This window comes from Xanthomonas sp. DAR 35659 (assembly GCF_041242975.1).
Taxonomy (GTDB): Bacteria; Pseudomonadota; Gammaproteobacteria; order Xanthomonadales; family Xanthomonadaceae; genus Xanthomonas_A; species Xanthomonas_A medicagonis.
Genome location: NZ_CP162488.1, coordinates 1,583,962 through 1,599,259, shown reverse-complemented (window position 1 = coordinate 1,599,259; position 15,298 = coordinate 1,583,962). Strand labels below are relative to the sequence as shown.

The 15,298-nt window shown below is 66.5% G+C and carries 5 protein-coding genes; all 5 read right to left on the bottom strand.

Annotated features, from left to right (window positions below):
- Position 1: 1 nt before the first annotated feature.
- The gene (locus tag AB3X07_RS06755) at positions 2 to 394 is read right to left on the bottom strand and encodes a hypothetical protein (RefSeq protein WP_369943664.1); all 393 of its coding nucleotides are present in this window, start codon (positions 392 to 394) and stop codon (positions 2 to 4) included.
- A gap of 148 nt (positions 395 to 542) precedes the next feature.
- Entirely contained in the window at positions 543 to 5,057 is a 4,515-nt protein-coding gene (locus AB3X07_RS06750) for an RHS repeat-associated core domain-containing protein (protein ID WP_369943663.1), read from the bottom strand.
- Positions 5,058 to 5,691: 634 nt separating this feature from the next.
- Positions 5,692 to 6,168 (bottom strand): chemotaxis protein CheW, encoded by a 477-nt coding sequence (locus AB3X07_RS06745; protein ID WP_369943662.1) that lies wholly within the window; start codon positions 6,166 to 6,168, stop codon positions 5,692 to 5,694.
- A gap of 45 nt (positions 6,169 to 6,213) precedes the next feature.
- On the bottom strand, positions 6,214 to 7,575 hold the full coding sequence (locus AB3X07_RS06740) for a chemotaxis protein CheB (protein ID WP_369943661.1): 1,362 nt from the start codon (positions 7,573 to 7,575) through the stop codon (positions 6,214 to 6,216).
- Entirely contained in the window at positions 7,562 to 15,241 is a 7,680-nt protein-coding gene (locus AB3X07_RS06735; protein ID WP_369943660.1) for an Hpt domain-containing protein, read from the bottom strand. The genes AB3X07_RS06740 and AB3X07_RS06735 overlap by 14 nt, the downstream gene beginning before the upstream one ends.
- Positions 15,242 to 15,298 lie beyond the last annotated feature (57 nt).

The following is a 15,298-nucleotide window of genomic DNA, read 5'->3' as shown; positions in this document are numbered from 1 at the left end:
TTTATTTGTATTTAACTATGTCGATCACATGAAGGTCTTCGTTGGCGATCTTGTACTGCACGCCACCGCCACGCAAAGTTTGCCCTTTGTATGGCTTCGGCAGAAACTCTACTACATAGTAATCCCCATCCCCCGCCAGAAGAGTGATCCTATAATTATCTATATCCGCAAGATAGATAGATAATTCAGAAGATATATCAACTCGCCCATTGATGCTCTGCGAAAAATCACGATACGCGACTTCGCCGGCAGAGAAAATTTTAAGCGACAACGAGCTTTTACTTTCGCTCGCCATGCCCCCCCCAGCTATAACTCCGATCGCCGCAGCAAGAAAAATTTTGCAGACTGCGCACTGCCTTAATTTAAACATAGGAACTCCATTAGTCATTTGCATCCACAAGCATCGCCGTTATTAGGACTTGGGTATGGCAAAACACTGACTTTGCCAGAGTTAGGATCATATTTTTTAATAACCCCTCTTGGGGTACCTAGATAACCAATGTTACCACCTGGAGATAAAGCATTATCCGCCGCAATTCCCGTTATATCCCCCCCCCTTGACCCGAAAAGTTTTCGTTATCATAGCCAGGATCATTGGCGCCGTGAGTATGGTAATCGCCGACATTATTTGGCCCGATAGGCCCTGGATTGGACCCAGCCATAGAGCCTTTTCGTGGAGCCGTATATGAAAAAGTTCCATTGGGATTACGGAAAATTCTGCCCGCGTATTCAGCACCTTCTACAATTGAAGTATAATTGATGTCATTAACTGCATTGGCGCCTGCGATGTCTATCGTTGGATAGCAATCGCCTGGTCGCAGGCCAAGCGGGTCAACAAACGAAACAGGGTTACCTCCAGCATAAGCATAGGAAGATATGCCGCCAGCCAGCCCAACCGGATCACTCTGCCCATACCGTCCTGTGCTTGGGTCGTAATCCCTGAAGTAGTTTTGGTTAAATCCGGTTGCGGCCTCGTAGCGCTGCCCCGGGAAGCGCATGTCGAACACGAACGCAGTGCCGTCGCCGTCCGGATCCTGATTCGGTAACGTGTTGCCGAACGCTTCGCCCTTCATATCCCACGTCCAGATCGCCACGTCGCGCACCGGATCGATCACCGCACGCGGCGTGCCAAGATGATCCGGCTGCACGTAGCGCAGGCTGTTCTTGGCCAGCACGCCCACCGGCAGGTCGTCCAGCCAGATCGCTTGCTGCAGCGGGGCGCCGTCGTCGTCGTAGTCGCCGATCCAGTGGCCGCTTTCGTCGTACACCGTGTAGATATCAGTCGTACCGACCCGCCGCACCTGCTCGCCTCGACCGTTGTAGGCGTAGTTCATCACGACGGTGCCGGAACGCTTGACCTGCCCAAGCCGGCCGCTCGCGCCGTACACCAACTGCAGTGCGGTACCACCGATGGAGGCGGTGTTGCCGCTCGCGTCGTAGGTGCGTGCAGTCCCCGCCACCGCATCCAGCCGGTGGCTTGTGGTCGGATAGGTATACGTCTGCGTCGTTGTGTTGACCTTGGCACTGAGCCGGTTGCCGGTGGGATCGTAGCTATAGCCGTCGATCACCGCCCCGGTCGGACCGTCCTTGAACGCGGTCAGCCGGCCCAGGGCGTCGTAGTCCAGGCTGACGACGGGCGCGGTGTTGCCGGCCGCGGTCAGGGCGCTGAGATTGCCCGCAGGGTCGAACGCGAAGCCGGTGCTCAGGCCGTCGTTGCGCATGTCGCTGACCGCCAGCGGACGGTAGTCCTGGTCCAGCACGCGATGCATCGGCCGGCCGTTGCCGTAGGTCCAATTCGCCACAGGGCCGAACGGATAGTAGGTGGCATTGCCCAGCAGCACCTGCCGGGTGCCGCCGGCCGGGGTCACACCCACTTCCGTGACCTGGCCCTGCGCATTGCGAACATAATCCACCACCGCGCCATCGGGATAGGTGAGCCGGCTCAGCTGTCCTGCCTTGGTATAGGCGTAGCGCAGCACGAATATCTTGCCGTTGGTGGTCTGCACCTTGCGCACCAGGTCGCCGAAGCGGTCGTAGCAGTAGTCGGTGCTGCCGCTGCCGTCCTGCATCCGGGTCAGGCGGCCGACCGCGTAGGTTTCGCCGCTGGCGCAAGTAGCCTGGCTGACGTCGTAGGTGTAGGTGACGTCGAGGCTGCTGGTCGGATAGGTGACCTGCGTCAACCGGTTCAGCGCGTCATAGCCGTAGGTGGTCTGGACGTTGCGCGCATCGGTCTGGGTCGCGCGGTTGCCGGCGCTGTCGTAGGTGTAGGTGGTGACGCCCGTATCCGGGCTGGTGAGCTTGGTCAGGTCGCCCAGTCCGTTGTAGGCATAGGTGGTGTCCAGGCCCTTGGGGTCGGTGACCTGGGTCAGGTTGTCCAGCGCGTCGTAGCCGAACTTGGTCTCCGCCGCGATGCCGCCCACGTCCTGCAGCGTGCGCGCCAGGCGGTTGAGCGGGTCATAGTCGTTCTGGGTGATGTGACCGAGCGCGTCGGTCACGGTTTTGGTGTTGCCGTTGGCGTCGTAACCGAAGTCGGTCGGATCGCCCTGGGCGGTAGCCTGCGTGGCCAGCTGGCCGAGCTGGTTGTACACGCGCGAGAGGGTACGCTTGAGCGTGCCCGATGCGTCCTTGGTGTCTTCCTTGGCACGATTGCCAGCGTTGTCCAGGGTGTAATGGATCATATTGCCAGCGTTGTCGGCGACATCGGTCAGTCGCTGCGCAGCGTCGTAGGTGAAGCGTATGAACGCACCGTCCGGCTGCGTGACCTGCTTGACCAGGCCAGTCGGCCAGTAGTCGATCAGGGTGATGCGGTCGTCACTTTCACCGCCGTCGTCGGCACCGCGGATCTTGCTGGCCGTCAGCCAGCCGCGTGGATGGTAGCTGTAGTCGGTGATCACGCCATTGACGTCCTTCACCGACAGCACGCGTCCGGCGCCGTCATAGGCCAAATATTCGGTGACATGACCCGAGGCGTTGGCGATGCTGTGCAGGTCGCCTTTGCGGAAAGCACAGATCCCGCCGGTGGCACAGCCGGCGTCGTCCGCCGTGTACCAGGCGTACGTAATAGTGTCCGCTACATCCGAGCGCGGTCCGTCAACGCTGCGCAGCAGGCCCACCTGCGGGCAGTCTTGCCCCACAGCTTCGCAGTAGGTCAGCGTGGTGGCACGCGTGTCGCCGGTGGCGTTGTCCCGCACCGTAATGCTGCTGGGCTGGAGACGTGCATTACGGGCGATGCTGGCTTCCCGATTACCTACGGTCCTTTTTACCAAGCGGTTGCTCTCTACCGCCACACGCCTCTCAGTGACATGCTGCCCAGCAGTGCCGGTTGCCTCGGTGGTGCTGGTTATGCTGATAGCACCTGCGATCGGATCGTCGGCCTCGGCATAAGCGTAGTTCGTCACAATGCCGCGACGATCCGTCACCGATTGCAGCCGTCGACGGAAGTCGGTGCCTTCAGGAAGATAGGTCCGGCTGATACTGCCATTGCTTTCGGCGATATCGTTGACCTTGCGTGGAAGACCGCTTGCACCGCTATCGGTCAGCGCATAGGTACTCTGCTTGCCCAACGCATCGGTAACAATCGTCGTACCAGTTTGAGTGTATTCCAGGCGCACGCCATCGACGCCGACATCGGCTTGGGCGCAATCGCCCGAATGGCGACTACAGATCACACGCCCCGCTGCGTCATAACCGAACCAGCTATAGCGGCGATTGTCTTCGGCGGTCACTCCGGTCAGGAAGCCCGGGAATCGCGTGTCCTCATAGTGATAAGTTCTGACGCCACCATCGGCGTAGGTGACGCTAGCAAGTTCTCCGGTCTGCATATAGGCATAGGCCGCTAATGCCTGGCCGCCCACCAGAACTGCCGATATCAGGGAGTCATCACCAGACGCAAGGTATTGGAAGTCCAGTCGGCGACCGGTCGAATGGGTAATACTGAGCAGACGCCCGCGGCGATCGTACGCATAAGCCAACGATGTTCCATCCTCGAAATCGCGGCGCTGCATCAAACCCGATGCGCTGAAGAGAATCCGTTCCTGAGCACGCGACAGCTGCCAACCGGTCTCTTGCTGCACCAACCTGTCGCCACTACCATCATTTGCTTCGTAGTAGCCACCAATTTTTTCGAAGGCAGTCTGGGTGCCATCCGTCCCAATCAGCCCCACCTTCAGCTCTGTTCCCGGCGAAGAGGATGTACTGTCTACGCCAAGACTCAGACGCAGATTATGCGAATGCGTCCAGCCTACCCCCAGAGCGCCACCAGCCGTACTGGTCAGAGAATGATAGGTGCGGTCGAATCTGATCCATCCCAGATCGAAGTCGGGCTCGGGCTGCAGCTTGTCACCGGTGGTGGGGTCGCAGGGGTTTCCGGCAGCGTCACACTGTTTTGGCAATACGCTACTGAAGTACTGATTCCCACTGGATTCAAAAAAATGCGACATAACACACATACCCAGATCATCCTGCCACTCCATGACAATCGGATTCGGGCAGTGCGCCTGACGGCTGCGCTGAGCATATAGATTGCCATCATTTCTAGAATGGCACTGGGATGTAGACGGATCGAAGTAAAAATTGACAACCCCGATAAGAATGTCCTCATCGAGATCGCTCCCATCATCACCAGTTCCCCCGCCAGGGATCCCCGTCCACGGCTGAGTGACCGGAAACTCCGTGGCCGGACAAGGTGGATCCTGTGTGGCTCCAGCCTTCATCGCCGAGAAGAGTGCCTCTTCAGAGTCATAGTACTGACCATCGTATTGGTATTCCCAATCCGTCTTGACAAGCTTGGCGGGCTTTAGGCTGTAGTCATAGATCACCTTATCGGGCAGCACTGTCGTGCTTCGCACCGTCCACTCGAAAGCACCATACTCCTGATATGTGGAAAGGTTCGACTCAATATGCTCCTGCGCCAAACGTTCGGTGGCGAGCTTCTGAGAACTGGAAGCGACGACGGCCCACTCCTTCTTCACTTCCTGCGCTTCCGCAAAGCCCATGCAGCCGAGCGCAAACAACGCCAGCGCGCCGCACGATAGAATTCTCAGCAACCGCTCGAACATCCCTGCTCTCCTTTCCAGATAAGCACATAACGCCAGAAGCGAATGAAAATACGGAACCTATTCCTTAGGCTCAGTTTTAAAGTGCGACACCTGCGATTACACAGGGTGTAGGCTTGAAAAAGCACGACAGTCATCACGAGTTCCGATGAACGCGCGTTTCTGCAGTTCCAGCTCGGTGACAGTGTGAACGTCCACCGTATTGCACATCGACTCGGACGAAGTACGTTCACCCTGTCGAATGAAGGGCTGGGCTAGAACGGGTCTGCGTACACTGCCAGCCTCTCGGGCAAACGCTATTGGCAGTGTCGTAGCGCCTAAGGCCGCAAGCCCAGGCTCGTAGAGGGCAGTACTCTGTTTCAGAGCGTACGTGGCGATCTGGTTCTGTATCGCTGGTCGCCCCAGCAGCTTGTCGCCAAGCCCATGTGGCTGCGCCTGCAAGTTGACAGCACTTACCGCAAACGGGAAACGCACGTTGCGCATATGACCATCCTTGTCATCGTTGAGTCAGATGCTAGACCACGCAACAGCCGTTGGCAATCGGACGCGGCCCATTTCGCTGAGGCATACATAGCATCGACCAGGACGGTTGCAATCCGCAGTCAAGCGGAAGACCGTCGAAAGACGGGGGGCAGAACTAACCGACCGCCGAAAACCGCTCCGCAATCATCCCTTCGATCGCCTCCATATCCGGCAGCAACGCGCTCTGCTCGCCCAGCAACACGCGCATGTGTACACCGGCCGGCAAGGTTTCCTCGGAGGCGTCGGCGAGCAAACCATCGCGCGGAACCGAGATCAACTGAGGGAAGGACTGAGTCAGCAAGGCGAAGTACGGCAGGTCGGGATTACCACCCAGCGCTTTCAGCACGACGATCTTGTTGTTGGCGGCCACGGTCTCGCTGCCAAGGCCGGTCAAGCGGGCGAAGGAGAGCAGCGGGACCTTCCAGCCATACCAGGCGACCTGGCCGAGCAGCCAGTGCGGGGCGTCGGGCAACGGTTCGACCGGGACGCGCGACATCACTTCGGCGACGGTGGCGTTGGGAAGCAGTGCGCGCTCGCTGCCGGCCTGGATCAGGACTCCGCGGAGTTCGTCGTTGCTGGCGTAGCTGCTCATGGATTTACGTCATCCTGAAATCGGAGAAAACGCGAACGTGACGGCTCAGCCGCCCCATCGCGCGGACAAGGCTTGCGCCAGTTGCAACGGGTCGCCGCCGGGATGGCCGCGGCCGATCAGTTGCACGGCGGCGGCCGGGTCGTAGCAGCCGTCGCCGGTCTGGCCGGCGACCCAGGCACCTTGCGCGGCCAGGGCCAGTACGTCGTCGACCTGCTGCGGGTCGCTGCCGCTGAGCAGCAGCACGGCGCTGTGAGCGGCCGGCAATCCGCCCACCACCGCCGTGCCGGCGTCCTGGGCGACGAAGCGCAGGCCGGCGCCGTCATGGCCGCGCACGCCGACATCGTCGGGCAGGATGTAGACGTTGCCGGCGCTCACCGGTTCGCCGGCTTCGGCCAGCAGAACGGGCAAGGTGGACACCCGCGCGATCTGCTTGACCAGGTTGCCGTAGCGGCCGCCGTCCAGGCGCAACTGCACCAGCAGCGGCTGCGGGAAGTCAGGCGGCAAGGCGGCGAGCAGGCGACGAATGGCATCGGGGCCGCCGATGCCGGCCATGACCAGGACCGCGCCCTGTGCGGCGACGGATGCCGCGGCCGCAGGTGCATCGATGGCGGCGGCATCGTCGCCGTCGAGCGCGACCAGCGACAGGCCTTCGGTGGAAATCTGCATCTGGTTCAGCGGCGCGCGCGCCTGCACGACCAACGCCGCGTCGTCGTCCACCAGCGACCAGGCGCTGGCCGGCAGCGGCGGTGGCGTGCTGGCTGGCGTGGCACTGGATGCCGCAGCGGTGTCCGGCGCGGGCTCGGTCACCGCAACCTGCGATCGCGCAGCGCCGGCGGCGGCTTCGTCGCGTGCGAACTGCAGGTCCTCGAATCCGGGCGCGGCATCGGCCGGCGGTTGCCAGGCATAGAAGCTGTCGCCCGGCACGGTGCTGGCGAAGCTGGCCGCTTCCTCCACGTGGAAGCCGATCGGCGCGCCGTCGTGCAATTGCGCCGGGGTGGCCGGCAGGCCCGGTTCGGGGTGCAGGCCGGTGTCGGTCTCGCGCCCGGGCGGCAGCACGTCCTGGTGGCCTTGCAGCTTGGCGGCCAGGTGCCGCGCCCACCGCTGCGTCTCCCAGCCCTCGCGGCGCGCGGCCAGCTCGGCCTCGTCGAAGATCACGGTGACGCCGGGCAGGTCGAGTGCGGCATCCAGCCGCTCCAGCGCATCCTCGATCGCCGGCTCCAGCGCGATCAGCACCGCGCCGGGCGCGGCGTCGGCCAGGGTCTGCGCGTCGATCGCGCCCGGGTCGTCCTCGAGCACGATCGCCGCGCCGGCCAGGTGCAGGGCCTCGCGCAGGCGCTCTCGCGCCTGGCCGGGGCGCGCCAGCAGCGCGACCGGGGTGCCGCCGGCTTCGCCGTCACTCACGAACACGGGCGATCCCCAGCAGGTCGTACACGTTACGCATCAGATCCAACTCTTGGTAAGGCTTGCCCAGGTAGCGCTGCACGCCGATCTCGAAGGCGCGCTGGCGGTGCTTCTCGCCACTGCGCGAGGTGATCATCACGATCGGCACCGCCGCGTAGCGCGGGTCGGCGCGCATCGCGGTCGCCAGTTCGTAGCCGTCCATGCGCGGCATTTCGATATCCAGCAGCATCAGATCGGGGACGCGCTCTTCCAGGCGCTCCAGCGCTTCGATGCCGTCGCGCGCGGCGATCACATCGAAGTTGTGGCGCTCCAGCACGCGGCCGGTGACCTTGCGCATGGTCAGCGAATCGTCGACCACCATCACCAGCGGCACGCGCCGCTGTTCGGTCGGCGCTGCCTCCACCACCGGCCGCGCCGGTTGCGCCAGGTAGCGGCGCACCAGCGGGGCCACGTCGAGGATCACCACCACGCGGCCATCGCCGGTGATGGTGGCGCCGTAGATGCCGGGCACCGAGGCGATCTGCAGGCCGACCGGCTTGACCACGATTTCGCGGTTGCCGAGCACCTGGTCGATCGCCACCGCCGCGCGCAGGTCGCCGGCGCGCACCAGCAGCAGCGGCACCTGCGCCTGGCCTTCGGCGCGTGCGGGCGCCTGGCCGACCAGCGAGCCGAGGTCGTGCAGCGCGTATTCCTCGCCGCTGTAGTGGTAGCCACCGGCGGCGGCTTCGAAGCGCTCGCGGCTGATGCGGCCGATGCCGCTGACCGAGGCCACCGGCACGGCGAAGGTGGTCTCGCCGATCTGCACGAACACCGCCTGGGTCACCGCCAGCGTCTGCGGCAGGCGCAGGGTGAAGGTGACGCCCTGGCCCCACACCGAGTGGATGTCCACCGAGCCGCCGAGCTGGCGCACTTCGTTGCGCACCACGTCCATGCCCACGCCGCGGCCGGCGAGCTGGCTGACCTGGTCGTAGGTGCTGAAGCCCGGGGCGAAGATCAGCGAATCCAGTTCTTCGTCGGACAGGGCGGCGCCGATCGCGATCAGGCCGCGCTGCTCGGCGCGGTGGCGGATCGCCTCGCGGTTGAGGCCGGCACCGTCATCGGCCACTTCCAGCACGATTTCCGAGCCTTCGCGGCGCAGGCGGATGGCGATACTGCCCTCCTCCGGCTTGCCGGCGGCGCGGCGCTGTTCCGGCGTTTCCAGGCCATGCGCGACCGAGTTGCGCAGCATGTGTTCCAGCGGCGCGATCATGCGATCGAGCACGTTGCGGTCCAGTTCGCCGTGGGTGCCTTCCAGGCTCAGATGCACCTGCTTGCCGGTCTCGCTGGCGGCCTGCCGCACCACGCGGCGCAGGCGCGGCACCAGGCCGTCGAACGGCACCATGCGCGCGCGCATCAGGCCGTCCTGCAGTTCGGAGCTGACGCGCGACTGCTGCTGCAGCAGGCCGTCGTACTGCCGCGCCAGGTCGTCGAGTACGCCCTGCAGGCCGCCCAAGTCGGCCGCCGATTCGTTCAACGCGCGGCTGAGCTGCTGCAACGTGGAGAAGCGGTCCAGTTCCAGCGGATCGAAGCTCTGCTCGGCCTGGTCCTGTTCGCGCTGGTAGCGGGCGACGATCTGCGCCTCGGTCTCCAGGTCCAGACGCCGCAACTGGTCGCGCAGACGCGCGTTGGTGCGATCGAGTTCGGCCATGGCGCCACGGAACGCGCCAAGCTGCTGCTCCAGCCGCGAACGGTAGATCGCCACTTCGCCGGCGTGGTTGACCAGGCGGTCCAGCAGGTCGGCGCGCACGCGCACCTGTTCCTGCATCGGCCGCGCGATCATCGACTCCTCGTCGAGGGCACCGTCCACCGGCAACGGCGCCGACAGCGGCGCCGGCGCCGAAGCGGGCACCGAGGCCGGGTCGACCACGGCCTGGATCATGGCGGCGACGTCCTCGTGCGCCTCGGTACCGATTTCCGTCGGCACGCTGCGGCCGTGGGTGCGCGCGTCGAAACGACCGATCAGGTCGGCCGGCATCGCCACCGCGCGGTGGTCGCCGGTGAGGGTGAGCAGTTGGTGCAGGCGATCGAAGCCGCGTTCGAGCAACTGCACGTCGCCGAAATCGAGTTCGGTGCGATTGGCGGCCACCGCTTCCAGCAGCGACTCGATGCCGTGGCCGAGGTCGCCGATGGCGTTGATCCCGGCCATGCGCGCGCCGCCCTTGAGCGTATGCAGGTCGCGTTGCAGGCCGGCGAGCGCGTCGCGGTCCTGCGGCGCGGCGCGCAGCTCTGCGATCAGGCGGTCGCAATGGTCGAGCAGGTCCTTGCCTTCCTCGACGAAGATATCGACGAGTTCGCGGTCCAGATCGGCGAAATCCAGCGGCCCGATATCGACGGCGGCCAGGTCGGCGTTGGCGTCGCGCTGGACGGGATCGGCGAACGCGGCCGGGGCCGCGGTCTCGCTGGAAACGTGGTGGACGTCGTGGGCTATCGCCTCGTCGGCGGGTGCGTCTGCGGCTCCCAGGTCGAAGTCGGCCTGCGGCGCGGCTTCGGTGGCAGCGGCATCGACGTCTTCGTCCGCCAACGTGACATGCGCAGAGTGTGCGGCGTCCGCGTGGTCGAGGCCGGCATCCGCTGGATGTGCGGCATCTCCAAGCCCAGGCTCGACATCCGCCGGGTGTGCGGCGTCTGCATGCGCAGGATCGGCATCCGCAGCTTGTGCGGCATCCGCATCCGCATCCGCAGGAGATGTGGCCTCGTCATGCGCCGGTTCTGCATCCGCGGCATGTGCAGCATCTGCATGCACGGGATCAGCATCGGTAGCGTGTGCGGCGCCCACCGGATCGGCGTGCGTGGCTTCCGCGGAAGGCGCGTGCGCATCCGACGATGCTGTGGTTTCGGCGTCGGTGGCAGTGTCGCGCCACGCATCGCCGGTCTCGATGTGAGGCGTTGCCTCGGCATTATCCGTTGCAGTTGCAGCAGCGGTGTCGAACGAGACGGGCTCGTCCTCGGCGTTCGGCGCGGTCAGATGGTCGCTTGCGTCGAACGCATCGGCATCGGCCGGATGCGCTTCTGCATCCACCTGTGCGGCGTGATGGCCGGTATCGTCGGCCACCGCGTCGGCCCGTTGGTCGGCTGCGATGCCGGCGCCTTCGCGAGCATCCGACAGCACGTCGGCGGGCGGCTGCGCGGCGTCGACGGCAGTAGCCGAATGCGATTCGAGATCGGCTTGCGCGGCGTGGCGTTCGCCGTCGGCACTGGCGTCCGGCCCCCTGTCGGCCGTGGCGTTTGCGTCATCCTGCGCGTTCGGCGCGATGTCGTCCGCGGTCGGCGGCTCGGCATCGTCGTTCGCCGACGCCGGTTCGGCGCCATGCCAATGCGCGGACGGCTGCGCGGCGTCGGTGCTGAACGCGTATCCCTGCGCATCCTGCTCCTGATCGTGCGCATGCTCGGCGAGTGCATCCTGACCGGCATCCGCGTCGTGCGCGTCCTGCAGCACTTCTCCCTCGCCCTCGCCCTCGCCAGATGCGCCGTGCGCAGGCGCGGCGTCGGCGATCTCGCCCTGCACGTCGGCCACGGATTCCGGCGGCGGCAGTGCGCTGTCCGGGGACACGCGTTCGTCGGCCAGGGGCGCCTCGACGGTCAGTTCGTCGAGCTTGCCCTCCTGAGCCAGGAACGCCTGCTCTTCGGCATCGGTCGCGGCCGCCGCATCGTCGCTGTCGGCGGACGGCGTGGTGAGTGTGTCGCCGGGTTCCGCGGCGTCCTCGCGTTCCACAGCGCCATCGCTGTCGGGCGCCATCGCGGTCTCGTCGGCAGCGCTTGCCGACAGGCGATCTTCGGCATCGGCTTCGCGGTCGTCGCGCAACTGCGCAGCGTCGAACGACGACGGGAGGCCATCCACCTGTGCAGCAGGTGCATCGGTGTTCAGAGGCTCGCCGAACTCGACGGCGTCCGCAGTCTCGGCAGCGCCAACCGCGTCGGCCGCCGCGGCGTCGGACGCGCTATCCGCGTGCGCCGCGTCGGTGCCGGCGGCATCCAGATGCCTGGCATCGCCCAGGTACGCGGACAGGTCGTCGGCCGCGGTGAGTTCGACCGCCTGCAGCAAGGCCGGATCCAGCGGCGCGTCGACAGACCCTGTCGGCGCGTCCTCGTCGTCCTCGTCGTGGCCGACCACCGGCCACTGCACTTCCGGCAAGGTGGCGACCAGCGCCTGCAGGCGCTGCGCCAACTCGGTGAACGGCGGAATCACCGGCGACGGCGCCTGCAATTCCTCGATGGTCGCGGCGATCGCGCCGGCGGCGGCGTCGAGCGCATCGACGCCATCGGCGCCGGGCGTCGCGTCGGCAGCCAGCAGGCGTTTGACGTAGCTCTCCGCCGGGCCGGTGACCGCGGTGATCTCCGGCACATCGGTCATCGCGAACGCGCCGCTCATCGTGTGCAGCGCGCGCAGCAGCGCCTCGGTGGCCGGCTGCGGCGCATGCTGCAGCCAGTCGCGGACGGTCTCCAGGTGCGTGGCGACCTCGGCTTCGAGGATCTCGCGCAGCACGCTGTCCACCGAGGCCGGCGTGCCGGCGCGCGGCGCGGCGGCGGCCGGCGCCGATGCGGCGGCGAAGTAGTAGGCGTCCTCGCCCGCGGCGATGCGCTCGGCGATCGCCTGGATCGCGTCCAGGTCGGCATGGATGGCGCCGTGCCCACGCAAGGCGGCATTGAGTTGCGGCAACACCTCGTAGGCCAGTTCGACCATGGTCACCACAGCCGGGCTGGCGGGGCGGGTGCCGTCGAGCACGCGGTTGAGCATGCCCTCGATCTTCCAGCTGAACTCGCCGAGCACGCGCGCGCCGACCAGCCGGCCGCTGCCCTTCAAGGTGTGGAACACGCGGCGGATCGGGCGCAGGCTTTCCATGTGCGCGGGCGCGGCGCGCCATGCCGGCAGCAGGTTGCCGAGGTTGACCAGTTCCTCGTCGAATTCCTCGAGGAACACCTCGCGGATGTCGGCGTCGATCTCGCCATCGTCGACGAAGCCGCCATCGAGGGTGGCTGGCGCGGTCGTCCCGCTCGGCTCGCCTGCCTCGTGTACCGGCTGCGGTTGGGGGGTGCCGGCCGCGGCGACGACGGGGTCGGCCGCGGCGGGCACGGCCTCCACGTCGAACTGCGCGGCAGCGGCATCGAGTTCGGCGAGGAAGGCCGCCGACGCCTCGTCCAGTTCGATCGGCTGGATGCTGGCCTTGTGCACGCCAGGCACCGGCGCTTCCGGCGCAGAGATCGGCTCGGGCCAGTCCAGATCGACGAACGGGCTGTGCCCGGCGTCGCTCTCGGCGTGTTCCTCGACGCCGGCGCGGACCGGCGGCGTGTCGCCGTCGGCGACGCCATGCGCGGTCGTCTCATCGGCGTGCGACGGCTCGGCGACCGAAACGCCCTCGTCATCGACCAGGGTCGCCGGGGTGTCGTTCCAGACGATGCCGTGGTCGTCGTCGGATGCGCTCAGCGGCACGTCGGCGAAGACCGGCGCGTCTTCCAGTTCGATCACCAGGACGTCGGCGTCGGCAGCGTCCACGCGCGTGGCGACCGGTTCGTCGACGATGACCAGGGATGCGTCGTCGTGCGCATCGCCGGCAACGGGTTCGGCGGCCATCGGGTCGAACGTGTCGCCGTCCCAGGTGGCGATGCCGATATCGGCGGCGTCGGCAGGCGACGTGGAGGCATCGTCGTGCACGTCGCCAATGGTTGGCTCGAACGCGGCGTGCTCGGCGGCTACCGGGTCGAACCCGTAGCCGGCCGGCGCCGCGGTTTCGGTGTCGGCCGCGGCAGGCGCCACGGCGGCATCGTCATGCGCGCCGCCAGCGCCCGGCTCGAACGTCGCGTACTCGGCGGCCACCGGGTCGAACCCATAGCCGGCCGGCGCCGCCGTCTCGCCATCGGGCTCGGCATCGTCATGCGTCTCGGCGTGCGTGGGCGCCGCATCGGCCTGCTCGGCGCGAAACGCATCGCCTTCCAACGCCAGGGGATCGATCCGGATGTGCAGCGGTTCGGAGTTCGTCGACCATGCGTCCTGCTCCGCGGCGACCGGATCGAAACTGGCAGCGGCGGATGGGACGACGATGGTGTCTTCGCGATCGGCGGCATCGGATTCGGCGGCGAGCGGCGCGACATCCGCGTCGGCGCCGTTGCCCTCGCCCAGCGCGGTGTCGCCAGCGTCCGCGGCGAGGTCGTTCCCACCGTCCAGCGTCCATTGCGGCGCCTGTGGCGTCTGCGCAGGCAGTGGCGGCGGCGTGCTTGCGACAACCGGCGTATCCGCGACCGGCGCCAGGTCCCAGGACGGCACCGGCGGCGGGGTCGCAGGCAGCGCGACCGGCGCCGCGGCCTCGCTCGGCGCGGCCAGCCCTACCGCGACAGGCGCGGACGGCGCGAACGCGGCCGTCTCCGGCACCACGCCCTGCGGCGCCGGCGTCTCGCTCGGCAACGGCCAGTAGCGCAACGCCTCCAGGCTGCTGCGGGTGATGTCGAGGATTTCCTCGCGGCCCGGGCGGCGCTCGCGCAGCGCCTCCAGGTAGTACTCCAGGCTGGCCATCGCATCGGCCAGGGTGTCGAGCTGGCGGCCGCTGGGCACGCGCCGCTTGCCGATCAGTTCGGTGGCGACGTAGCGGCGCACGCCTTCCAGGTAATCGGCCGGCTGCGGCAACTCCAGCATGCGCAACGCACCGGCGACGTCACCGAGCAGGCGCGGTACGTCGGCCAGGCGTTCGTGGTCCCAGTTGGTCTCGATGAAGGCGACGAAATGCTCGCGCGCGGCGGCGAAGTTGGCGATCGCCTCGTGCGCCAGCACCTCCACCGTGCGCCGCGCCTCGGCGGCGCTGGCATCGTCGTGCACGCCGGCACTGGCGCCGAGATAGGCGACCTGGTCGTCGAGCGAGGCATCCACGTACAGCAGCGCGCCGGCGATATCCAGCAACAAGCCTTCGTCGGCCTGGCGTTCGCCCTCGACGATGCTGCGCAGCGCATCGCGCTGCTGCACCACCACACCGCGGGCCACGCCCAGACCCATCACGCCGAGGGTGTCGGCGACGCTGCCGAGTTCGTCCACCTGGGTCTGCAACGCGGCGACGTCGCCGCCGGTGCGCAGGTGCAGGTCGAGCGCGTCCTTGACCCGCAGCAGCTCCTCCTTGATCGCGGTGCCGACGGTGTCGAGCAACTCGCGGTTGCGGCCGCTGAGGCTGCCGCGCGCATGGTCCAGTTCGGCCTCGGAGACACTGGCCGCGTCCGGCGACAGCGCGAACAACGCGCCTTCGCTCAGGCCGGGCTCGCCGCGCGCGGCGCGGATCTCGTTGAGCAGTGGCAGCAGCACGATCGGGATATCGCGATGGCCGTCCTGCAGGCGTTCCAGGTAATCGGGCAGCAGCACGGTGCCGCGCATCAGCGTCGCGCAGGCCTCGTCGCGATCGGCGACCTGCCCGTTCTGCACCGCCGTGGCCAGCAGTTCCAGTTCCTCGGCGACCATCGCCGGCGCATACAGCTCGACCATGCGCAAGGTGCCCTGCACCTGGTGCAGGTAGCCGGCGCAGAAGCGCATGCGGCTGGTGTCGGCCGGGTCCTCGACGAAGTACTCGATTTCGCCGCGCACCTGGCGCAGGGTCTCGTCCAGCTCCGGCTTGACCCAGCCCAGGGCGGCGTGGCTCATCGCATCGCGCAGCGCGCTCATCGCGGCGCTCCCGCGGACGGCCACGCGCCGCGCCACGACGGCGCGGTGGTGAGCAGG

Excerpts from the sequence above, each read along its gene's own strand:
- AB3X07_RS06750 (WP_369943663.1), bottom strand. The coding sequence starts at position 5,057 with ATGTTCGAGCGGTTGCTGAGAATTCTATCGTGCGGCGCGCTGGCGTTG.
- AB3X07_RS06755 (WP_369943664.1), bottom strand. The coding sequence starts at position 394 with ATGCAAATGACTAATGGAGTTCCTATGTTTAAATTAAGGCAGTGCGCA.
- AB3X07_RS06735 (WP_369943660.1), bottom strand. The coding sequence starts at position 15,241 with ATGAGCGCGCTGCGCGATGCGATGAGCCACGCCGCCCTGGGCTGGGTC.
- AB3X07_RS06745 (WP_369943662.1), bottom strand. The coding sequence starts at position 6,168 with ATGAGCAGCTACGCCAGCAACGACGAACTCCGCGGAGTCCTGATCCAG.